17 protein-coding genes and 1 rRNA gene are annotated in these 21,018 nt (G+C 73.4%); 9 read left to right on the forward strand and 9 right to left on the reverse strand.

What is annotated here, in order from left to right:
- The 3 genes from rrf to ACZ4WV_RS08260 form a co-directional block, all read left to right on the forward strand.
- Positions 1-83 (forward strand): 5S ribosomal RNA (rrf, locus tag ACZ4WV_RS08250); the annotation flags it as partial.
- A 256-nt stretch (positions 84-339) separates the two neighbouring features.
- Positions 340-747: a YciI family protein gene (locus ACZ4WV_RS08255; RefSeq protein WP_465744072.1), complete on the forward strand. Its 408-nt coding sequence runs from the start codon at positions 340-342 to the stop codon at positions 745-747.
- Between the two features lie 8 nt (positions 748-755).
- Positions 756-1,901, forward strand: a complete 1,146-nt coding sequence (locus ACZ4WV_RS08260) for an RNA polymerase sigma factor (protein ID WP_465744387.1) — start codon at positions 756-758, stop codon at positions 1,899-1,901.
- A gap of 49 nt (positions 1,902-1,950) precedes the next feature.
- On the opposite strand, the gene ACZ4WV_RS08265 is transcribed toward ACZ4WV_RS08260, so the two are convergent.
- The 5 genes from ACZ4WV_RS08265 to ACZ4WV_RS08285 form a co-directional block, all read right to left on the reverse strand.
- Positions 1,951-3,261, reverse strand: a complete 1,311-nt coding sequence (locus ACZ4WV_RS08265) for a DUF58 domain-containing protein (protein WP_465744074.1) — start codon at positions 3,259-3,261, stop codon at positions 1,951-1,953.
- 125 nt (positions 3,262-3,386) lie between these two features.
- Positions 3,387-4,367, reverse strand: a complete 981-nt coding sequence (locus tag ACZ4WV_RS08270; protein WP_465744389.1) for an AAA family ATPase — start codon at positions 4,365-4,367, stop codon at positions 3,387-3,389.
- 26 nt (positions 4,368-4,393) lie between these two features.
- Complete coding sequence (locus ACZ4WV_RS08275; RefSeq protein ID WP_465744076.1) at positions 4,394-5,614, reverse strand: DUF4350 domain-containing protein; 1,221 nt, start codon at positions 5,612-5,614, stop codon at positions 4,394-4,396.
- Positions 5,611-6,339: a DUF4129 domain-containing protein gene (locus tag ACZ4WV_RS08280; RefSeq protein ID WP_465744078.1), complete on the reverse strand. Its 729-nt coding sequence runs from the start codon at positions 6,337-6,339 to the stop codon at positions 5,611-5,613. The genes ACZ4WV_RS08275 and ACZ4WV_RS08280 overlap by 4 nt, the downstream gene beginning before the upstream one ends.
- A gap of 5 nt (positions 6,340-6,344) precedes the next feature.
- Positions 6,345-7,535, reverse strand: coding sequence for a DUF7847 domain-containing protein (locus ACZ4WV_RS08285; protein WP_465744080.1), 1,191 nt, complete (start codon positions 7,533-7,535; stop codon positions 6,345-6,347).
- 288 nt (positions 7,536-7,823) lie between these two features.
- Here ACZ4WV_RS08285 and mtrA point away from each other — a divergent pair, with 288 nt between their 5' ends.
- From mtrA to ACZ4WV_RS08300, 3 genes are all read left to right on the forward strand, one after another.
- Positions 7,824-8,501, forward strand: coding sequence for an MtrAB system response regulator MtrA (gene mtrA, locus ACZ4WV_RS08290; RefSeq protein ID WP_350746044.1), 678 nt, complete (start codon positions 7,824-7,826; stop codon positions 8,499-8,501).
- A 124-nt stretch (positions 8,502-8,625) separates the two neighbouring features.
- The gene (gene mtrB, locus ACZ4WV_RS08295) at positions 8,626-10,608 is read left to right on the forward strand and encodes an MtrAB system histidine kinase MtrB (RefSeq protein WP_465744391.1); all 1,983 of its coding nucleotides are present in this window, start codon (positions 8,626-8,628) and stop codon (positions 10,606-10,608) included.
- A complete protein-coding gene (locus ACZ4WV_RS08300; protein ID WP_465744082.1) occupies positions 10,583-12,442 on the forward strand; it encodes an LpqB family beta-propeller domain-containing protein in 1,860 nt (619 codons plus the stop codon). The genes mtrB and ACZ4WV_RS08300 overlap by 26 nt, the downstream gene beginning before the upstream one ends.
- A gap of 63 nt (positions 12,443-12,505) precedes the next feature.
- On the opposite strand, the gene ACZ4WV_RS08305 is transcribed toward ACZ4WV_RS08300, so the two are convergent.
- On the reverse strand, positions 12,506-13,228 hold the full coding sequence (locus ACZ4WV_RS08305) for a ComF family protein (protein WP_465744085.1): 723 nt from the start codon (positions 13,226-13,228) through the stop codon (positions 12,506-12,508).
- Positions 13,229-13,595: 367 nt separating this feature from the next.
- Here ACZ4WV_RS08305 and hpf point away from each other — a divergent pair, with 367 nt between their 5' ends.
- Positions 13,596-14,291 (forward strand): ribosome hibernation-promoting factor, HPF/YfiA family, encoded by a 696-nt coding sequence (hpf, locus tag ACZ4WV_RS08310; protein WP_465744087.1) that lies wholly within the window; start codon positions 13,596-13,598, stop codon positions 14,289-14,291.
- 298 nt (positions 14,292-14,589) lie between these two features.
- Positions 14,590-15,348 carry a response regulator gene (locus ACZ4WV_RS08315; RefSeq protein WP_465744089.1) on the forward strand — a complete coding sequence of 253 codons (759 nt, stop codon included), beginning with the start codon at positions 14,590-14,592 and terminating at the stop codon, positions 15,346-15,348.
- Positions 15,349-15,359: 11 nt separating this feature from the next.
- Here ACZ4WV_RS08315 and ACZ4WV_RS08320 read toward each other — a convergent pair whose 3' ends face one another.
- Positions 15,360-16,568 (reverse strand): winged helix-turn-helix domain-containing protein, encoded by a 1,209-nt coding sequence (locus ACZ4WV_RS08320; protein ID WP_465744091.1) that lies wholly within the window; start codon positions 16,566-16,568, stop codon positions 15,360-15,362.
- A gap of 118 nt (positions 16,569-16,686) precedes the next feature.
- Positions 16,687-17,280 carry a GNAT family N-acetyltransferase gene (locus tag ACZ4WV_RS08325; RefSeq protein WP_465744093.1) on the reverse strand — a complete coding sequence of 198 codons (594 nt, stop codon included), beginning with the start codon at positions 17,278-17,280 and terminating at the stop codon, positions 16,687-16,689.
- Between the two features lie 206 nt (positions 17,281-17,486).
- Here ACZ4WV_RS08325 and secA point away from each other — a divergent pair, with 206 nt between their 5' ends.
- The gene (gene secA / locus ACZ4WV_RS08330) at positions 17,487-20,249 is read left to right on the forward strand and encodes a preprotein translocase subunit SecA (protein WP_465744095.1); all 2,763 of its coding nucleotides are present in this window, start codon (positions 17,487-17,489) and stop codon (positions 20,247-20,249) included.
- 86 nt (positions 20,250-20,335) lie between these two features.
- Here secA and ACZ4WV_RS08335 read toward each other — a convergent pair whose 3' ends face one another.
- Complete coding sequence (locus ACZ4WV_RS08335) at positions 20,336-20,833, reverse strand: Rv3235 family protein (protein WP_465744097.1); 498 nt, start codon at positions 20,831-20,833, stop codon at positions 20,336-20,338.
- Positions 20,834-21,018: the final 185 nt, after the last annotated feature.

The following is a 21,018-nucleotide window of genomic DNA, read 5'->3' on the forward strand; positions in this document are numbered from 1 at the left end:
ACATTCCGAACCCGGAAGCTAAGCCTCATAGCGCCGATGGTACTGCAGGGGGGACCCTGTGGGAGAGTAGGACGCCGCCGAACAATTCTTCTGAAAAGGCCCTGCCCGGGTTACCGGGCGGGGCCTTTTCGCGTTTCCGGGACCGACGGCTCCGGCTCGGTCGCCCGCTGAGCCGCTCACCCGCTGAGCCGCTGAGCCGGACTGAGATGAGCTACGAGAAAGCTACGACGAGCTACGGCGAAAGAATCTTGCCCGGCGATGTCGAGACGCCGTGGCCGGCTCCGTCCCCGGGGTGAACGCGGCCACAATGGGTCGCAACAGCACCGAGGGAGAAGCACGATGGCCAAGTACCTGCTGCTCAAGCACTACCGGGGCGCCCCGAGCGCGGTCAACTGCGTGCCGATGGACCAGTGGACGCCGGAGGAGGTCACGGCGCACGTGAAGTACATGCAGGACTTCGCGGCGCGGCTGGAGCAGACCGGTGAGTTCGTCGACGGCCAGGCGGTCGCGCCCGAGGGGACGTGGGTCCGGTACGACGGTGAGGGGCGTCCGCCGGTCACCGACGGCCCGTTCGCCGAGACCAAGGACCTCATCGCCGGCTGGATGGTGATCGACGTCGACAGCTACGAGCGAGCCGTCGAGCTGGCCGGAGAGCTGTCGGCGGCCCCCGGGGCCGGCGGGAAGCCGATCCACGAATGGCTGGAGCTGCGGCCGTTCCTGGCGCACCCGCCCACCATCACGGAGTGACCGTCCCGATGGACGAGGCACTGATCCGGAGCCTCACCCCGGGCGTGCTCGGCGTCCTCGTCCGCCGCGGAGCAGACTTCGCGGCGGCCGAGGACGCCGTCCAGGAGGCCTTGATCGAGGCGGTGCGCGCTTGGCGGACCGATCCGCCGAGGGACCCCAAGGGCTGGCTGGTCACCGTCGCCTGGCGCAAGTTCCTGGACGCGACCCGGGCGGACACCGCCCGCCGCCGGCGTGAGGACCTCCTCGACCAGGAGCCGGCGCCCGGTCCCGCGACCGAGGTGGACGACACGCTCCAGCTCTACTTCCTGTGCGCCCACCCGTCGTTGACGCCGTCGTCCGCCGTCGCCCTCACCCTCCGGGCGATCGGTGGACTGACCACCCGCCAGATCGCGCAGGCCTATCTGGTCCCGGAGGCGACCATGGCCCAGCGCATCAGCCGGGCCAAGCGCACCGTGGCCGGTGTGCGCTTCGACCAGCCGGGCGATGTCGCCACCGTGCTGCGGGTCCTGTACCTGGTGTTCAACGAGGGGTACTCCGGCGACGTCGACCTCGCCGCCGAGGCGATCCGGTTGACCCGGCAGTTGGCGGCGGCGATCGACCACCCCGAGGTGGCCGGCCTGCTCGCCCTGATGCTGCTGCACCACGCCCGGCGGGCCGGGCGGATCGCGCCGGACGGAAGCCTGGTGCCGCTCGCCGAACAGGACCGCCGCCGGTGGGACACCGCGCTGATCGCCGAGGGCGTCGACATCCTGCAGGCGGCGCTGGTTCGCGACCGGCTGGGCGAGTTCCAGGCCCAGGCCGCCATCGCGGCGCTGCACGCCGATGCGCCCACGGCCGAGGAGACCGACTGGGTGCAGATCGTGGAGTGGTACGACGAACTCGTGCGGCTGACCGACAGCCCGGTCGCCCGGCTCAACCGCGCGGTCGCGGTGGGCGAGGCCGACGGGGCACGTGCCGGGCTGGCGGCGCTCGCGGAGGTGGACGGTTCGCTGCCCCGTTACACCGCGGTGTCGGCGTACCTCTATGAGCGCGACGGCGATCCGGCCACGGCGGCCCGACTGTACGCGGAGGCGGCGCACAAGGCGTCCAACCTGGCGGAGCGGGACTACCTGATGCGGCAGGCCGCCCGGTTGAACGCCCGCCGCGACGCCTGACCCGTCCTGGGCGGCGCCCGACGGCGGCGCCCGACCCCGACGGGTCGACTCACAGGCGGCCGGCGGCCTTCAGCGCCAGGTAGGCGTCCGCCAGCGCCGGGGCGATCCGGCTCGGCGGGGCGTCGAGGACGGTGACGCCGTGGCGGCTGAGCCGGTCGGCGGTGGCGCGCCGCTCGGCGCGGGTCTGCTCGGCGGCGGCCGCGCCGTAGACGGCCTCCAGGGTGCCGCGTCCGGCGGCGAGGACGTCCAGGTGCGGGTCGGCGACCGAGGCGAGGAGGACCTCGTGGCGCTTGGTGAGCAGCGGCAGCAGCGGGCGCAGACCGTCCTCGACCGGGGCCGCGTCCAGGCCCGTGAGCAGGACGACCAGTGAGCGGTGCGGCGCCATCCGGAGGGCCGTGGAGACGAGCGAGCGCATGTCGGTCTCGTGCAGGGCGGGCTCCAGGCCGGCCATCGCGTTGGTGAAGGCGGGCAGGATCTCGTGGGGCGAGCTGCCGATCACCGCCGCGCGCTTGCGGGCGTCGTGGGCGAGCAGGTCGACCCGGTCTCCGGCGCGGGTGGCGAGGGCGGTGAGCAGCAGGGCGGCGTCGAGGGCGGCGTCCAGTCGCGGAGCGTCGCCGACCCGGCCGGCCGAGGTGCGGCCGGTGTCGAGGACGACGAGGATGTGCCGGTCGCGTTCGGGCCGCCAGGTGCGGACCGCGACGGTGTTGCGGCGGGCGGTGGCGCGCCAGTCGATGGAGCGGACGTCGTCGCCGGGCAGGTACTCGCGCAGTGAGTCGAATTCGGTGCCCTGGCCCCGGGTCAGCACGGAGGTGCGGCCGTCGAGTTCGCGCAGCCGGGCAAGTCGGGAGGGCAGGTGCTTGCGGCTGGTGAACGGCGGCAGGGCGCGGACCGTCCAGGGGACGTGGTGGGAGCCCTGGCGGCCGGCCAGGCCGAGCGGGCCGAGGGAACGGACCGTCACCCGGTGGGCGTGGTGGTCGCCGCGGCGGCTGGGGGTGAGGACGGAGGCCGCCCGGCGGCGTTCGCCGGCGGGGACGGTGAGGGCGTGCCGTGACGCGGTCTCGGCGGTGCCCGGGCGCCACGCGGAGGGGGCCCAGGCGTCGCGGACCAGGGCCCGGAGCGGCCGTGCGGCGGGGTTGGTGACGGTCAGTTCGACGGTGGCGGACTCGCCGAGCCGGACGGTGGTGTCGCCGCCGCGGGCGATCCGCAGGCTGCGGACGGGGGCGGCGAGCACCAGGTCGACCAGGACGGCGAGCAGGACCGCGCCGGTGACGAGTCCGATTCCGGCCCAGGAGGGCAGCAACAGGCCCACGACGAGCGCGCCGAGTGCGGCGAGCAGGGCGGTTCGCCCGGTGAGGGCCATGCGGATGCGCTCCTTCGGAAGCCCGTGATTTCGGAAGCCCGTGCGGTGGTATGCCCGTGGGTCGTAAAACCCCGGTCTCGGCGGCCCGTGGGCCGGGGACCGGGACGCCGTCCACGGGCGGTGGGTCAGCGGGGGGCGGGCGTCTGCGCCAGGACGGCCTGGATGACGGAGTCGGCGGTGACGCCCTCCATCTCGGCCTCGGCCCGCAGCGCGACGCGGTGCCGCAGCGTGGGCAGGGCGAGCGCCTTCACGTCGTCCGGGGTGACGTAGTCGCGTCCGGCCAGCCAGGCCCAGGCGCGTGAGGCAGCGAGCAGGGCGGTGGCGCCGCGCGGGGAGACGCCGATGGACAGCGACGGGGACTGCCGGGTGGCCCGGCAGAGGTCGACGATGTAGGCGAGGACCTCGGGGGAGACGGTCAGCCCGGCGATCTGCTCGCGGGCGGCCGCGAGGTGCTCGGGGCCGGCGACCGGTCGGACGCCGGCGGCGGCGAGGTCGCGGGGGTCGAAGCCGGCGGCGTGCCGGGAGAGGACCTGGAACTCCTGGTCGCGGTCGGGCAGCGGAAGGACCAGCTTGAGCAGGAAGCGGTCCAGCTGGGCCTCGGGCAGTGGGTAGGTGCCCTCGTACTCGACCGGGTTCTGGGTCGCGGCGACCAGGAAGGGGACGGGCAGCGGCCGCGGTTCGCCGTCCACGGTGACCTGCCGCTCCTCCATGGCCTCCAGCAGGGCGGCCTGGGTCTTGGGCGGGGTGCGGTTGATCTCGTCGGCGAGCAGCAGGTTGGTGAAGACCGGGCCGGGCTGGAAGGAGAACTCGGCGGTGCGGGCGTCGTAGACCAGCGAACCGGTGACGTCGCCGGGCATCAGGTCGGGGGTGAACTGGATCCGCTTGGTCTCCAGGCTGAGCGCCGTGGACAGGGTGCGGACCAGCAGGGTCTTGGCGACGCCGGGGACGCCCTCGAGCAGCACGTGGCCGCCGCAGAGCAGTGCCACGACGAGGCCGGTGACGGCGGCGTCCTGGCCGACCACGGCCTTGCCGATCTCGGTGCGCAGGGCGGTCAGCGCCGCGCGGGGGTCGGTGGCGGGGGTAGCGGGTGCCGTGGCGGGGGCGATGCGGAGCTGGGCGGTTGCCTGTTCGGTCACGGGTTCCGTACCTGCCTTTCGAGGGCGTCGAGATCGTCGGCGAGCCGCAGCAGCGCGGCGTCGTCGGTCGGGGGCGGGCCGTACAGCAGGGCCCGGACGTCCCCGGCGGGGCGTGTGGGGAGGCGGTCGGCCACGGCCGCGCAGAGGGCTTCGGGGTCGGGCGCGCCGGCCTGGAGGGTGACGCCCAGGGCGGGGGCGAGTCTGTGGGCGGTGGAGCGGCGCAGGGCCTCGGCGGCGCGGCCGCGGGCCTTGGCGCGTCGGTAGAGCCGGGCGCGGCCCTCGGTGGTCTCGGCGGCGCGCACCACTACGGGCAGGTTCTCGCTGACCACCGGGCCGAGCCGCCGGGCGCGCCAGAGCGCGGCCAGCACGGCGGCGATGGCGAGTTGGTAGAAGGCCCAGTGCCAGGCCTGGGGGAGGTAGTCGTCGAAGGTCTTGGTACGGGTGCCCTCGGCCAGTGGGGCGGCGTAGTCGGGCAGGTGCCAGGTGAGGCGGGGCTGTGAGCCGAGCAGGCCGAGTGCCAGTGAGGCGTTGCCGTCCTTGGCGAGTTCGCCGTTGTCGAGGAAGCTGCCGCTGCCCAGGACGATGACGTCGCCGTAGTCGGTGGGCGTGCTGACCAGCGGGTAGCCGTGGCCGCGCGGGTAGCAGCCCTCGCCGCGGCTGCCGCTCGTGTAGAGCATGCCGCCGGTCGTGGCGCTGCCGGCCCGGAGGGCCTCGGTGAGTGAGCAGGCCGCCGGGGTGCTGCGGACGGGGGCGTACGGGATGCCGCCGTCCTCGTCGGTGGTGCGGATGCCGGGAGCGAGCGCGGTGAGGGCGGCCGGGCCGGGGGCGATCAGGACCAGCCGCCTGTGGTGGGCGGCGGCGATGGCGCGCAGCTGGGCCTTGTCGAGCAGGTCGGGTTCGGGCAGCACCAGGGTGTCGGCGCCGCCGGTCGTGGTCGCGGGGTCGGTGGTGAGGTCGGTCCTGAGGCCCTGCTGTTCGAGGAGCGCGACCACGGCGTGGGCGCCGTCGGAGTCGTAGGAGCGCGGGTCGGTCGGCGGGTACCGGTGGTCCCGGCCGAGGGCGGCGACGCAGACGGCGCCGATCAGCAGGGCCGCGAGGAAGGCCAGGTACCAGCGGGCGCGGCGCAGCAGGCCGCGGCCGGTGGGGGCGAGGCTGGTCGGCGCGGGGCCGGCGGCGGGCCGTTCGGCGGCGGCAGGAGCGGGGGCGGTGCCGGTCATGCCGCTCCTCCCGTGGTCGGGGCGCTGGTCGGGGCGGCGGACGCGGCGCTGTTCGGAGCCGAGTCCGGGCCGGCGGCCTGGGCGAGGGCGGGGCGGGCGCGTTCCAGGGCGCGGTCGAGGTCCAGCAGCAGCTGGTACGCGGCCTGGTCGGCGGCGCGGTCGCCGTAGGCGATGTCGTCGAAGGTGCGGGCGGCGGCGGTGAGCGCGGCGGCGTGCTCGGGCAGGGCGCGGCCGGCCTCGGCGGCGGCCTCGTCGGCGGTGCGGCCGGGCCGGGTGTCGAGCAGGGTGCGTTCCTCCAGGGCGCGGACGAGTGCGCGCATCTGCTCGCGGACGGCTTCGGCCCAGCGCCCGGCGGCGGCGTGCCCGGCGGCGTCCGCCCGGTGCTGCGCGGCGCTGCGCGGGCCGTGGCCGCCGTACACGCCGAGGGCGGTGCGGGCGGAGCGCTTGGGGGCGCCGAGGCGCCACCAGAGGGCGGCGGCGATCAGCACGGCGACGATCAGGAACAGCACCACGCCGGTGGTGCCGTCGGTGCCGTCGCCGGAGAGGCTTTCGAGCGCGCCGTTGAGGTGGTCCCAGAACCAGTCGGTGATCCGCTCCAGGAGGGTCGGGTCGTGCTTGTGGTACTCGGCGTTCAGCAGCTCCTCGCGGGCGGCGTCGCGGGCCGGGTCACGCGGAACGGTGACCGGTGCGCCGGCGGCGAGGAGCCTGTCCCCCCAGATGGGCATCCGGCTCAGCGCCTCGCCGAGCTCTGGTCGGCCTGGCCGTTCCGGCCGGTGCCGTGCTGCTCGGGCGTGCCTGCGGCGCGGGTCAGCTCGATGTCCAGGGCCTCGCGGCGGATCCGCTGGTCGATGTAGACCAGCACGCCGACGGCGGCCGTGAACGGGGTGGTGAGCGCGGAGGCGATGATCCCGGCGATCGCGACCACGACCAGCATGCCGACGGACTGGTTGCCGTCGTCCAGACGGTCGACGCTGCCGAAGCCGAGCACCAGGCCGATGAACCGGGCCGGTATCAGGAGGACCATCCCGATCACCGCGGACAGCACCTTGCTCAGCAGCACGATGCCGAAGATCCGCCACCAGGAGCCGCGGACCAGTCGCCGCGAGCGCGACAGCGCCGTCCGCACGCCCTGCTTCTCCAGCATCAGCGCGGGGGCGGCCAGGCTGTAGCGGATCAGCAGCCAGACGGCGACCGGGACGGTCAGCAGGCCGACGAACGCCAGCAGGGCCTCCGTCCCGGGCGTGCCCGAGCCGCCGGCCTGGTAGCCGAACAGCGGGGCGAAGCCGAGCAGCAGCACGCCGGAGCTCATCAGGGTGGTCAGCACGGTGAGCCCGAGCAGCTGCAGCAGCCGCGGGCGGGCGTCGCGCCAGGCGTCCCCGGCGGTCACCGGCCGGCCGAGGACGGCCCGGCTGACCACCACGGTGAGCAGCGCGGTGGCGAACGCGTTGAGCAGCAGCATGATCGGCAGCCGGGCCAGCAGGGTGAGCAGCTGGGTGGAGGCGCCGGTCTTGCCGTTGACCAGCAGCTGGGCGGCGATCGCGCCGGCCTGATCGATCACGGCGATGCCGAGCGAGAGGGTGAGGGCGGTGCGCCAGTGCCGGCGGACGGTGGTGACGGCCCCGTCGAGCAGTTCGCCGACGGCGAGCGGGCGCAGCGGGATGACCCCGGGCCGGGGGCTGGTCGCGGCGCCCCAGCCGTACGGGCTCCGGTCGCGGGGTGGCTGCCCGCCGTGGGCCGTCTGCCCGCCGTGGTCCGTGTGTCCGCCCCAGGCGGGCTGTCCGGGGGCGGCGCTCCAGCCGGGGCCGGCCTGCGGTGGGGCCGACGGTCCGGGCACGGCGGCCGGCGCGTCGGCCGGGGGCCGGGCGCCGTCGCGGGGTGGCTCGGACGAGCTGGGCGAGGCCCAGCCCGGAGTGTCGGTCATCACTGCTCCTCGGAGGGGCGTCAGGGGCGCGACTCCGGAGCGGATCTTCCGCCCGCGCGCGGTGCCCATCGTGCCATGGGGTCCGGACAGGCCCCAGGGGTATCCGGTCGCTGATCGGCATCGGGGCGTTCCGGGAGCTCGTGTGGCTGGTTCGAGATCGTTCGGAGGGGCTCCGGCGGGGGGTATTCGCCTGGTTTGGCCGAAATGCACCGGTCGGCGAGTTGGCCGTTGTGGAGCATTGGCACTGCTGTGCGGCAGGTCACAATCCGGTAATGAGAAGATGGACGCATGAAGGGACGCGTCCTCGTCGTTGATGACGACTCCGCACTGGCCGAGATGCTCGGCATCGTGTTGCGTGGTGAGGGTTTTGAGCCGTTTTTCGTCGCCGACGGGGACAAGGCGCTAGCCGCGTTCCGGGAGACCAAGCCCGACTTGGTGTTGCTCGACCTGATGCTGCCCGGCCGGGACGGCATCGACGTGTGCCGGCAGATCCGGGCGGAGTCCGGTGTCCCGATCGTCATGCTGACCGCGAAGACCGACACGGTCGACGTCGTGGTGGGCCTGGAGTCCGGCGCCGACGACTACGTCACCAAGCCGTTCAAGCCCAAGGAGCTGGTGGCCCGGGTGCGTGCCCGGCTCCGCCGCGCCGAGGAGCCCACCCCCGAGCAGCTGACCATCGGCGACCTGGTGATCGACGTGGCCGGCCACTCGGTGAAGCGGGACGGCCGCAGCATCCCGCTGACCCCGCTGGAGTTCGACCTGCTGGTCGCGCTGGCCCGCAAGCCCTGGCAGGTGTTCACGCGCGAGGTGCTCCTGGAGCAGGTCTGGGGCTACCGCCACGCGGCGGACACCCGGCTGGTCAACGTGCACGTCCAGCGACTGCGCTCCAAGATCGAGAAGGACCCGGAGCGCCCCGAGATCGTGGTGACCGTCCGCGGCGTCGGCTACAAGGCCGGACCCAGCTGACGTGACCGACCGGGCCGACGACACCCCGCCGGGTACCGCGACCGGCGGGACGGGGGCCGTGCGCGGGGACGTGCTGAGTTCGACCACCCGCCGCCGTCGCGGCCCTTCCGGAGTCTTCGGCCTGATGAAGCGTCAGTTCCGCCGCCCCGCGCGCCGGGCGGCCGCGCTGTACCGTCGCTCGATCCAGCTGCGCGTGGTCGCGGTGTCCCTGCTGGCGTCCATCGCGGTGGTCCTGGTGCTGGGCGTGGTCGTGGTGGCGCAGGTGCGCACCGGCCTGCTCGACACCAAGATCGACGCTGCCCGCGCCCAGGCCCGGATCGGCTTCCAGGTCGAGCAGAAGAAGATCGACGAGGCCCGCGACCTCAAGCTGCGCAACACCGCCGACCCGACCACCGAGGAGACCGGCACCTGGCTGCTGCGGCAGGTCAACGACCTCGCCGCGAGCGGGCAGACGGTCTACTCGGTGATCGCGATGGCCCCCGGCACCGGTGCCGTCGTCCCGGACACGGCCGGATTCGCGCCGCGCTACTCCGGTGACATCCAGCCCAGCAGCGTCCCGGACACCCTGCGGGCCAAGCTCTTCGACGAGCCCGCCCAGATGTTCGACCAGCCGACCCGGATCCACCGCTCGCCCGAGAGCGGCGGCAAGAGCGAGCCCGGCCTCGCCCTCGGCATGCAGTTCGTCGGCCCGGCCGGCACCAGCTACCAGCTGTTCTACGTGTTCTCCTTCGGCCAGGAGACCGACACCCTCAACCTGATCACCGGGACCCTGGCGACCGCCGGTGTGTTCGTGGTGATCCTGATGGGCGGCATCGCCTGGGTCGTGGTGCGCCAGGTCGTCACCCCGGTGCGGATGGCCGCCGGCATCTCCGAGCGGCTCGCCGACGGGCACCTGGAGGAGCGGATGAAGGTGACCGGGACGGACGACATCGCCCGTCTCGGCGAGTCCTTCAACCGGATGGCCAACGCCCTCCAGGCGCAGATCCGGCAGCTGGAGGAGCTGTCCCGGGTCCAGCGGCGCTTCGTCTCGGACGTCTCGCACGAACTGCGCACCCCGCTGACGACGGTCCGGATGGCCGCCGACCTGATCTACGACAGCCGCGAGGACCTGGACCCGATGGCGGCCCGCTCGGCCGAGCTGCTCCAGGGCCAGCTGGACCGCTTCGAGTCGCTGCTGGCCGACCTGCTGGAGATCAGCCGCTTCGACGCGGGCGCCGCCATCCTGGACGCCGAGCCCGTCGACCTGCGCGAGATCGTCGGCCGGGTGGTGGAGGCCGCCGACCCGCTGGCCCAGGCCAAGGGCAGTGCGATCGTGATCCGCGGCGACGGCGAGCCGGTGGTGGCCGAGGTGGACTCCCGCCGGATCGAGCGCATCCTGCGCAACCTGGTGGTCAACGCGCTGGAGCACGGCGAGGGCCGCGACGTGGTGGTCCGGCTGGGTTCGGCCGACGGCGCGGTCGCCGTCGGCGTGCGCGACTACGGCATCGGCCTCAAGCCGGGCGAGGCCTCCCGGGTGTTCCACCGCTTCTGGCGGGCGGACCCGTCCCGGGTGCGCACCACCGGCGGCACCGGCCTCGGCCTGTCCATCGCGGTCGAGGACGCCCACCTGCACGGCGGCTGGCTCCAGGCCTGGGGCGAGCCCGGCGGCGGCTCGCACTTCCGGCTGACCCTGCCGCGCACCCGCGGCGGCGAGATCAGCCGGGCACCGTTCCGGCTGGAGCCGGAGGACTCCCGCAACAACCGGGGCCTGGGGGCCTACGGCACGCCGTACCGGCGGGCCATCGCCCCGGCCGGTTCGACCGCGATGACGGCCGCCGAGGAGCAGGCCGAGACGCCGGAGGGGCCCGGCAGTGGACTGGGCAGCGGGCTCGGCGGGGTACTGGACATCGGCCCCGGGCTGGGCCGGCGCGGTCTGCCCGAGGGCCCGCGCTCGGACCCCTCGGACGTGTGGACCGCGGGGGCCGGTTACGGCGTCACCGGGGCCCAGATCATGGTGGACCCGACGCCGGGGCGGCCGTCGGTGGCACAACGGACGGCGGAGCCGGACATGACGGGCGGGACGGACCTGGAGGGGTCGCAGCGTGCGAAGGACGAGCAGCAGGACTGAGCCACGGCTCACGGCGGTGGCCGGCGCGGTGCTCGGTGCCCTGGTGGCGAGCGGCTGCGCGGCCATGCCGGACTCCGGCGGCATCACCAAGGTGGAGCTCTCCCAGGGGTCGGCCGACAAGAACCTGCAGGCCAGGGTCTACCCGGTGGCGCCCGGCAAGGGCGCCAAGCCGCGGGAGCTGCTGACCGGCTTCCTGGACGCGGTGACCGCCGACGAGGGGTACGACACCGCGCGCAAGTACCTCACCGACAGCGCCGCCGCGAGCTGGAACCCGGAGGCGAGCATCCAGGTGCTCGCCAGCACGACCATCAAGGAGCCCGGTCAGCCGGTCTCCGACGCCGACACCACGACCTCCGAGACGGTGACCGGGCAGATGGTCGCCACGGTCGACGCGAAGCACTCGTACCTGCCGGTCGCGGGACCGAACAACAACGCCTCCTCCGACTTCACCTTCGTGCGGGAGAAGGACGGCGAGTGGCGCATCGACAAGCTGCCGCCCGGCGTGATCATGAACGAGACCAACTTCCGGAACAGCTTCCGGCAGGTCGAGCGCTACTTCTACACCGCACCGGACCCGTCCGCCGGCAACGGCGGCCAGGAGGTGCTGGTCGCCGACCCGATCTACCTGCGACGCCGGATAGACCCGCTGACCGCGGCCGCCAAGGCGCTGGTCGCCGGGCCCTCGGACTGGCTCTCGCCGGTGGTCCGGACGGCCTTCCCGGCCGGTGCCTCCGTCGACAAGGTCGGCATCGACGACGGCCGGACCGCCCACGTGCAGCTCGGTGCCGCGGACCTCGGCGAGCCGACGGCCTGCCGCCGGATGGCCACCCAGCTCTTCTACACCCTCGCCGACCAGGGCAAGGGACAGGTCGAGCGGCTGGAGCTGAAGGGCCAACGCGGCTCCTGCACGGCCAGCCGCACCGACGCGCCGCCCACCGGCCCGGGTGCCCTGACCGCCCAGACGTCCGTCCAGTACTACCAGCGCTCCGACAACGGCGTCCTGATGGCGACGGACGACGGCCGCACCGGGGATCCGGTGCACGGCGTGCTCGGCAAGCCGCAGCCGAGCCCGGCCGCCCAGCCGGGCGCCGTCGCGGTCAGCCGGGACGGCGCCTGGGCCGCCGCGGTCAGCGCGGACGGCCACCAGCTCTACTCGGTGGCGCTGTCGGACAGCACCGTGGCGATGCCCGAGCCGGTGCTCACCTCACCGATGAAGACCGACGGCAAGGACGACGGCCTCGCCTCGCCGAGCTGGGACGGCCGCGGCGACCTGTGGGTGGTGGACCGCAATCCGCAGGGCCCCCGGGTGGTCATGGTCCGCGGCAACAAGTCGTACACCGTGCCGGTCGACGGGCTGACCGGGCAGACGGTGCAGGCGCTGCGGATCTCCTCGGACGGCACCCGGATCGCCCTGGTGGTCAAGTCCCCCGGTGTCGCGACCAGTTCACTGATGTTCGGCCTGGTGGTGCACGGCGGAACGCCGGCCGCGCCGACCGCGAGGATCACCGGACTGCGCCGGGCGGCGCCCTCGCTCACCGACGTGGCCTCGGTGTCCTGGGCGGAGAGCGACCAACTGCTGGTCCTCGGCAACGAGGCCGACCGCCCCAAGCAGCTGTACTACATCAGCACCGACGGCTCGCAGAGCACGGACAGTCAGCTGCAGGGCGGCCTCGGCATGCTGAGCGTCTCGGCCGCCGAGTCCCGGGGGGACAGCCTGGTGCCGGCGCCGCCGGTGCTCGCGGTGGCCGAGGGCAAGGTCTACCGGCTGGTCAACAACCAGTGGCGGGAGGCCCAGCTGCTGGACCGGGCCCGCTCCTTCTTCTACGCGGGCTGACGGGTCCGCCCCGGCTTGCGGTTCCCACGCCGGCTGACGCGGGATCCGGCGCGCCCCGGTTGGTCAGCCGCCCGGCCGCACCGCGGTGGCCGCGACCGTGGCGGCCGCCCGGGCCGGCAGACCGGCGTCGGCCAGCGCCCTGGCGGCCTCGGCGAGGCTCGCCCCAGTGGTCACCAGGTCGTCCACCAGCACTGGCTGACGGCCGGCCAGGCCGCGCCGGGCGCGCGGCAGGACGGTGAGCGCGCCGTGCAGGTTGCGCCGCCGCTCGGCCGCGTTCAGCCCGGTCTGGTCGGCGACCGGACGGGCGTGCCGCAGCAGCGGCGCGGCCCGGGCGTCCAGGCCGGCCCGGCGCAGCGAGCGGGCGGCGGCCCCGGCCAGCCGCAGCGTCGGGTCGTGGCCGCGGGCACGGACCGCCGCGCGGGTCGAGGGCATCGGGACCAGCAGCAGCGGCGCGGCCCCGGCCCTGGCCCCCAGCGCGGAGCGCACCGCCCGTCCGAGTGCCTCGCCGAGCGGGCCGACCAGCCGCAGCGCGCCGCGTTCCTTGTGCGCCAGCAGCAACTGCCGGACCGGGTCGGTGTAGGGGGCGGCGGCGTGTGCCCACGGCAGCAGGGTCGGGCCGGGCCGGGCGGTGGCCAGCGTGTGCCGGCAGGCCGGGCAGAGCTGGGTCCGCTCGGTGCCGCAGCCCGCGCAGTCGGCGGGGAGGAGGACGTCCAACAGCCCCGACAGTGCGTGGGCGAAGGGCGTGCGGGCGGAGGGCGGACGGGCGGGCGTGGGCGACGGGGGCACGGCTGCTCCTGGCGGCGGCAGGCACGGAGAGTCAGCAAAGGATGCGCCGTATGGGGGGCGTTGTCCAGGTATTTACCGCTACTTCACCCGCAGGAGGGTAGACAGGGTGCAACAGTTGACCGCCCGCCCACAGTGTCGGCTTCCGGCCATCCTTTCGCCTGGGGAGGCGAAAACCCTCCGTGAGGTGTTCGATAAGGCTCCAGGGGGTTTCAACCGTCCCTGATGGGGAGGAAGTGAGATGAGGGCCAGACGTTCCCGCCGCTGGCGGCGGGGCGGGGGGCCGGCAGTGGATGGGCTGGTCCAGCTGGAGCTCAGTCCGGTCCGGTAGCACCCGGATCGGCGTCAGCACGAGGGATCGGAGTTCTGCGTGGACATCGTCGTCAAGGGCCGCAAGACCGAGGTGCCCAAGAGGTTCCGCGAGCACGTGGCCGAGAAGCTGGAGAAGGTCCAGAAGTTCGACGGCAAGGTGATCAGCCTCGACGTCGAGGTGTCCAAGGAGCACAACCCGCGGCAGGCCGACCGGTGCGACCGCGTGGAGATCACTCTTCGTAGCCGTGGTCCGGTCATCCGGGCCGAAGCCGCCGCCGCCGACCCGTACGCGGCGCTCGACCTGGCCTCGGCGAAGCTCGACGCGCAGCTGCGCAAGTCCGCGGACCGGCGTCGGGTGCACAAGGGCGGCGCGAACGGCCGCACCCCCATCAGCGTCGCCGAGGCGACTGCGGCCCTGGCCGCGCTGCCGTCGACGACCGCGACGGAGGGCGAGGCCAACGGAGCCGTCCGCAAGACCATGATGGGATCCCTGGAAGTGGAGGGCGAAGGCCCGCTGGTGGTCCGGGAGAAGACGCACTCGGCCGCCCCCATGGCGCTGGACCAGGCGCTCTACGAGATGGAGCTGGTCGGCCACGACTTCTACCTCTTCGTGGAGAAGGACAGCGGCCTGCCGAGCGTCGTGTACCGCCGGCACGGCTACCACTACGGTGTCATCCACGTGCAGCCCGACATGGCGGCCGGTGTGGCCAGCGGCGCGGGCGGCGCGATCGGTCGGTCCGACGACGAGGACTGACGACGAGGACCGACCGTCCGAGCAGTGACGCGGTGGTGACCCCGGCGGCAGCGGCCGCCGGGGTCACGGGCGTTTCACGGCGGTCCGGATCGCGGGCCGGACCGCGATCCGGAGCGGGCGCGGGGGCACGGCCGCCGCAGTGCGACGGGTGGCGCGGCGGGACGGGTTCGAACGGTGCTCCGACGCCCTGGGGTCGAGGGGTCACCCGAAGCGGGCGAATCGGCGGCGGAGGGTGACCGCCGCGGCGGCGGAGCGTGGAATGATTGGCGCACGACGACCCGCGAAGGGGGAGGAGCGGATGGGGGATCACTTCGGGCTGGGGCCCGCTGGGGGGCCTGGCGCCAGACTGCCGCAGGGCCCGGACGAGGAGCCCGCGTACGCGCCGCACCGGGGTGAGCCGATCCGCGTGCTGGTGGTGGACGACCACGCGCTGTTCCGTCGGGGGCTGGAGATCGTGCTCGCGGAGGAGCCGGACATCAAGGTCGTCGGCGAGGCCGGGGACGGTGCCGAGGCGGTGCTGAAGGCCGCCGACCTGCTGCCCGACATCATCCTCATGGATGTCCGGATGCCGCGCCGCAGCGGGATCGAGGCCTGCACGGCGATCAAGGACGTGGCACCCAGCACCAAGATCATCATGCTGACGATAAGCGACGAGGAGGCCGACCTCTACGAGGCGATCAAGGCGGGGGCCACCGGCTACCTGCTCAAGGAGATCTCCACCGACGAGGTCGCCACCGCGATCCGCGCGGTCGCCGACGGGCAGTCGCAGATCAGCCCGTCGATGGCCTCCAAACTGCTCACCGAGTTCAAGTCGATGATCCAGCGCCGCTCCGACGACCGTGACCTGGTGCCCGCGCCCCGGCTCACCGACCGGGAGCTGGAGGTGCTCAAGCTGGTGGCGACCGGGATGAACAACCGGGAGATCGCCAAGGAGCTGTTCATCAGCGAGAACACCGTGAAGAACCACGTGCGCAACATCCTGGAGAAGCTCCAACTGCACTCCAGGATGGAGGCCGTGGTGTACGCGATGCGGGAGAAGATCCTCGAAATAGGGTGAGCCGGGGGCCGTCAGTCGGCGAGCAGCTTCTCCAGGGCCGGGCGCAGCCGCTCGTCGGGCAGCGCCTCGACCCGCACGGTGTCGCAGCCGACCCAGGCGGCGGCCTCGCGCAGCGCGGTGGCCAGCGCCCCGAGGTGCCGGGCGCCGGACGCCCGGTCGTCGGCCAGCGAGACCTGGCGGGCGACCAGGGTGCGCCCCTCCCGCGCCGGGTCGACCCGGCCGACCAGCCGGCCGCCGCTCAGCAGCGGCATCGCGAAGTAGCCGTGCACCCGCTTGTGCTTGGGCGTGTAGGCCTCCAGCCGGTGCGTCATGCCGAAGATCCGCTCGGTGCGGGCGCGGTCCCAGATCAGCGAGTCGAACGGCGAGAGCAGCGTGGTGCGGTGGCGACCGCGCGGGGCCGGGTCCAGTGCGGCCGGATCGGCCCAGGCGGCGGCCGTGCCGCCGTCCGGGCCCCAGCCGGCCACCGCGACCGGGACCAGCCCGCTGTCCGCGAGCACCGGGTCCAACTCCTCGCCGCGCAGCCGGTGGTAGTCCAGCAGGTCGGCCCGGGTGGCCACGCCGAGCGCGGCGCCGGCCTGGGCGATCAGGGTGCGCACGCACTCGCGGTCGGACCGGTCCTGGCCGAACAGGGCCTCGGGGACGGCCTGTTCGGCCAGCGCGTAGACGCGCTTCCAGCTCCGGCGCTCGGTGCAGACCACGTCGCCGAAGGCCAGCGCCCGTTCGACCGCGATCTTGGTATCGGACCAGTCCCACCACTCGGCGGTCCGCTTCGCCCCGCCGAGCTCGGTGGAGGTCGACGGCCCCTCGGCGCGCAGCTTGTCGAGCACGGCGCGGTACGTCTCGGGCGAGACCTGGTGGCCCCAGAGGTGGCCGCGGTCGCGGTAGCGGCGGCGCCGGAAGGCGAACAGCGGCCACTCCTCGATCGGCAGGATGCAGGCTGCGTGCGACCAGTACTCGAAGCTCGTGCCCGCGCCCCAGTACGCCGCCTCGACGGCCGGGCGGCCGACCGGGCCGAGCCGGGCGTACGGCACCAGCTCGTGGGAGCGGGCCAGCACCGAGATGGTGTCCAGCTGGACGGCACCCAGGTGCCGCAGCACCCCGCGCACCCCGGCCCGGCGGTCCGGCGCGCCCAGCAGACCCTGGGCGCGCAGGGCGATCCGACGGGCCTCGTCGGCGCCCAGGACGGTGACGGGGGCGGGAGTGGGAGCTGCGGCGGTCATGCCGGCGAGCGTAGTCCGGGACACCGACAACGGGCCCGGCCCGGTTCTCGGACCGGTGCCGGTCAGCCTCGCCCGGCCGCCGGCCCGGCCCGGCCCCGCCCGCCGGCGCCGCGCCCGTTCAGTCCAGGTCGGACGGGAGGAGCGAGGCGACCCAGCAGTCACGGAACACTCCGCGCTGGTCCGCGTAGGAGCGCAGGGTGCCCTCGAAGCGGTAGCCGACCCGCTCGGCGACCGCGCGCGAGCCGTCGTTGCCGACGTAGGCGAGCCACTGGAGCCGCCGCAGGCCGAGGTCGGTGAGCGCCCAGCGGGCGACCGCGCGGGCCGCCTCGACGGTGTAGCCGCGGCCGCGCTGCTCATCGGCCGTCCACCAACCGACCGAGGCGGTGCCCGGGTCGGCGGCGAAGCGGACGACCGCCTGGGTGCCGACCAGCCGCCCGGTGTCGCGCTCGACCACGCACCAGATGAACTCGCTGTCCTTGGACAGGCCCTCGGGGGCCAGGGTGCGGACGAAGAATTCCGCGTCCTCGCGCCGGTAGGGGATCGGCACGACCGTCCAGCGCTGGATCTCCTCGTCCTGGCAGGCCGCGAAGATCGCGTCGATGTCGGACTCCTGCGGGGCCCGCAGGAGCAGGCGGTCGGTGGCGAGGGTGGGCAGTCCTCGGCGACGTTCTTCCGTGGGCGGATTATTTCGCCGAATGAGGAACGCGGGCATCCGAATATGCGGCCAACTCCCGGCCGGCTCGACCGTTTTGTCCCGGTGGACGGTGCTATCGGTTCATGTGCTCGGGCGGGTGACACGGGAATACGGTGCTGACGCACCTCCCGGCGCGTTGGACTCCTCGCATACGATGGCCCGTGCGGTGGGGTGGACCCGCCGTGCAGTCGTCCAGTGCCAATACAGGCAAGGAGCCCGCTCAAGTGTCCGTCTTCGACAAGATCCTGCGCGCCGGCGAAGGCAAGATCCTTCGCAAGCTGCAGCGGATTGCTGCCCAGGTCAACTCCATCGAAGAGGACTTCGTCAACCTCACCGACGCCGAGCTGCGTGCGCTGACCGACGAGTACAAGCAGCGGCTCGTCGACGGCGAGACCCTGGACGACATCCTCCCCGAGGCGTTCGCCACCGTCCGGGAGGCCGCCAAGCGCGTGCTCGGCCAGCGGCACTACGACGTCCAGCTGATGGGCGGCGCGGCCCTGCACCTCGGCTACGTCGCCGAGATGCGCACCGGTGAGGGCAAGACCCTCGTCGGCACCCTGCCCGCGTACCTGAACGCGCTGACCGGCAAGGGCGTCCACCTGATCACCGTCAACGACTACCTCGCCGAGCGCGACTCGGAGTGGATGGGCCGGGTGCACCGCTTCCTCGGCCTCGAAGTCGGGGTGATCCTGGGCAGCATGACGCCCGCCGAGCGCAAGCGCCAGTACGCGATGGACATCACGTACGGCACGAACAACGAGTTCGGCTTCGACTACCTGCGCGACAACATGGCCTGGTCGAAGGACGAACTCGTCCAGCGCGGCCACAACTTCGCCGTCGTCGACGAGGTCGACTCGATCCTCATCGACGAGGCCCGCACGCCGCTGATCATCTCCGGCCCGGCCGACCAGGCGACCAAGTGGTACGCCGACTTCGCCAAGCTGGTGATGCGCCTGAAGATCGACCGCGACTACGAGGTCGACGAGAAGAAGCGCACCGTCGGCATCCTGGAGGAGGGCGTCACCCGGGTCGAGGACTACCTCGGCATCGACAACCTCTACGAGTCGGTGAACACCCCGCTCGTCGGCTTCCTGAACAACGCCATCAAGGCCAAGGAGCTGTACAAGAAGGACAAGGACTACGTCGTCATGAACGACGAAGTCATGATCGTCGACGAGCACACCGGCCGCATCCTGGCCGGCCGCCGCTACAACGAGGGCATGCACCAGGCGATCGAGGCCAAGGAGGGGGTGGAGGTCCAGAACGAGAACCAGACCCTGGCCACCATCACCCTGCAGAACTTCTTCCGCCTGTACGACAAGCTCGCGGGCATGACCGGTACCGGCACCACCGAGGCCGCCGAGTTCCACCAGATCTACAAGCTCGGCGTCGTGCCGATCCCGACCAACAAGCCGCCGCTGCGCATCGACCAGCCCGACCTGATCTACAAGTCGGAGCCCGCCAAGTTCGCCGCCGTGGTCGAGGACATCGCCGAGAAGCACGAGAAGGGCCAGCCGGTGCTGGTCGGCACCGTGTCGGTCGAGAAGTCCGAGTACCTGTCGCAGGAGCTGCGCAAGCGCGGCATCCCGCACGAGGTGCTGAACGCCAAGCACCACGAGCGCGAGGCGCAGATCGTCGCGCAGGCCGGCCGCAAGGGCGCCGTCACCGTCGCCACCAACATGGCCGGTCGTGGTACCGACATCATGCTGGGCGGCAACGCCGACCACCTGGCCGCCGCCGAGCTGGCGCAGCGCGGCATCACCCCGACGGACACCCCGGAGGAGTACGAGGCCGCCTTCCCGGCCGCGCTGGAGAAGGCCAAGGCCTCGGTCAAGGCCGAGCAGGACGAGGTCAAGGAGGCCGGCGGCCTCTACGTCCTCGGCACCGAGCGGCACGAGTCCCGCCGGATCGACAACCAGCTGCGCGGCCGTTCCGGCCGGCAGGGCGACCCGGGCGAGTCCCGCTTCTACCTGTCGCTGGGCGACGACCTGATGCGCCTGTTCAAGGCCGGCATGGTCGAGCGCGTGCTCTCGATGGCCAACGTGCCCGAGGACGTGCCGATCGAGTCCAAGATGGTCACCCGCGCGATCGCCTCCGCGCAGACCCAGGTCGAGCAGCAGAACTTCGAGATCCGCAAGAACGTCCTCAAGTACGACGAGGTGCTCAACCGGCAGCGCGAGGTCATCTACGGCGAGCGCCGCCGCGTGCTGGAGGGCGAGGACCTGCAGGAGCAGGTCGGCCACTTCATGGACGACACCGTCGAGGCCTACGTCAAGGCGGCCACCAGCGAGGGCTTCGAGGACGACTGGGACCTGGACAAGCTCTGGTCCGCGCTCAAGCAGCTCTACCCGATCACCCTCGACCTGGAGGAGCTGGAGGAGGAGGCCGGCGGCAGCGCCGGGCTGACCCCCGAGTTCCTGACCAAGGCCATCCAGGAGGACATTCAGGCCCAGTACGGCGCCCGCGAGGACCAGCTCGGCTCGGAGATCATGCGCGAGCTGGAGCGCCGGGTCGTCCTGTCGGTGCTGGACCGCCGCTGGCGCGAGCACCTCTACGAGATGGACTACCTCCAGGAGGGCATCGGCCTGCGGGCCATGGCGCAGCGCGACCCACTGGTCGAGTACCAGCGCGAGGGCTTCGACATGTTCACCGCGATGATGGAGGGCATCAAGGAGGAGTCCGTCGGCTACCTGTTCAACCTGGAGGTCCAGGTCGAGCAGCAGGTCGAGGAGGTCCCGGTCGAGGACGCCCAGGTGGTGCTCGACAAGCTGGAGAAGGACGCCGCCCGCCCGGAGATCAAGGCGAAGGGCCTGGAGGCCCCGAAGCCGCAGCGGCTGCACTACACGGCTCCCTCGGACGAGATCGGCGGCGGTGTGATCGAGGGCGACTTCGAGGACCTGGCGCCGGAGGACGAGGGCGACCGGCTGACCCGCGCGGAGCGCCGCAAGGCCGCCAAGGCCGCCAAGGGCCGCCGCCGCAAGGTCTGAGCCCGCTCCGCGAGGACGCCGCCCAGGGCGCCGCACCCACCAGGGAGCGGCGCCCTGCGCCGTTCCCCCGCAGTGCGCGGTCGCCGTCATCGGGCTTCCACGGCGGTGCACTGCCACTGCCCGGCCGGGCCGCGCTGCTCCAGCCGGAAGGCCACCATGTGGTGCCGGCGTCCGAGGTCGACCCGGACGCAGGCCTCGACGGCATCGGGCGAGGGCGACCGGTCGTGCACCGGGCCGAGCCGGGGCCGGTCGGCGGGGCCGCCGCGGCGCAGTGCCCCGGCCCGGACCAGTGAGGCGAGCTGCCCGTAGCCGTCCAGGCTGGTGTGCCGCATCAGCTGGCCGGAGGGCCGGGCGCCGGTGAGCACCTCCACCAGCTGGTGGGCGAAGCGGGCGGCGAGCGCCCGGGGGTCGTGCTCGGGCGGGACGGCGGTGCCGGTGCAGACGGCGCGCGGTCGGCGAGGCCGGCGCCCGGCCGGGTCGCAGCCGCCGGAGGCACGGACGCGACGGTGCGGGCGGGCGGTCCGGTGGTCGGCGGAGTGGCCGGTCGGGTGGGCGCTGAGGTGGGTGCTGAGGTGGGCGGTCACGCGGGGCTCCCGGTGAGGGTGGTGCGGGTACGGACGGGTCCAGGCTGGCGGCGCCGCGTGCCGCTCGGCAACGCGTTTCCGGGGCGCCCGTAACCCGGCGCGAAGTTCACCTATCCGGGGGAATCGACCAATGCGGCGACGGGCCCGGCGGCCCCTGCGGCGGCTCACCGGTTGACGCCCGGGGG

This window comes from Kitasatospora sp. NPDC029312, from assembly GCF_055569215.1.

Excerpts from the sequence above, each read along its gene's own strand:
- ACZ4WV_RS08315 (WP_465744089.1), top strand. The coding sequence starts at position 14,590 with ATGGGGGATCACTTCGGGCTGGGGCCCGCTGGGGGGCCTGGCGCCAGA.
- ACZ4WV_RS08265 (WP_465744074.1), bottom strand. The coding sequence starts at position 3,261 with ATGGCCCTCACCGGGCGAACCGCCCTGCTCGCCGCACTCGGCGCGCTC.
- mtrA (WP_350746044.1), top strand. The coding sequence starts at position 7,824 with ATGAAGGGACGCGTCCTCGTCGTTGATGACGACTCCGCACTGGCCGAG.
- ACZ4WV_RS08275 (WP_465744076.1), bottom strand. The coding sequence starts at position 5,614 with ATGACCGGCACCGCCCCCGCTCCTGCCGCCGCCGAACGGCCCGCCGCC.
- mtrB (WP_465744391.1), top strand. The coding sequence starts at position 8,626 with ATGAAGCGTCAGTTCCGCCGCCCCGCGCGCCGGGCGGCCGCGCTGTAC.
- ACZ4WV_RS08285 (WP_465744080.1), bottom strand. The coding sequence starts at position 7,535 with ATGACCGACACTCCGGGCTGGGCCTCGCCCAGCTCGTCCGAGCCACCC.
- ACZ4WV_RS08280 (WP_465744078.1), bottom strand. The coding sequence starts at position 6,339 with ATGCCCATCTGGGGGGACAGGCTCCTCGCCGCCGGCGCACCGGTCACC.
- ACZ4WV_RS08260 (WP_465744387.1), top strand. The coding sequence starts at position 756 with ATGGACGAGGCACTGATCCGGAGCCTCACCCCGGGCGTGCTCGGCGTC.
- ACZ4WV_RS08325 (WP_465744093.1), bottom strand. The coding sequence starts at position 17,280 with ATGCCCGCGTTCCTCATTCGGCGAAATAATCCGCCCACGGAAGAACGT.
- ACZ4WV_RS08320 (WP_465744091.1), bottom strand. The coding sequence starts at position 16,568 with ATGACCGCCGCAGCTCCCACTCCCGCCCCCGTCACCGTCCTGGGCGCC.
- ACZ4WV_RS08255 (WP_465744072.1), top strand. The coding sequence starts at position 340 with ATGGCCAAGTACCTGCTGCTCAAGCACTACCGGGGCGCCCCGAGCGCG.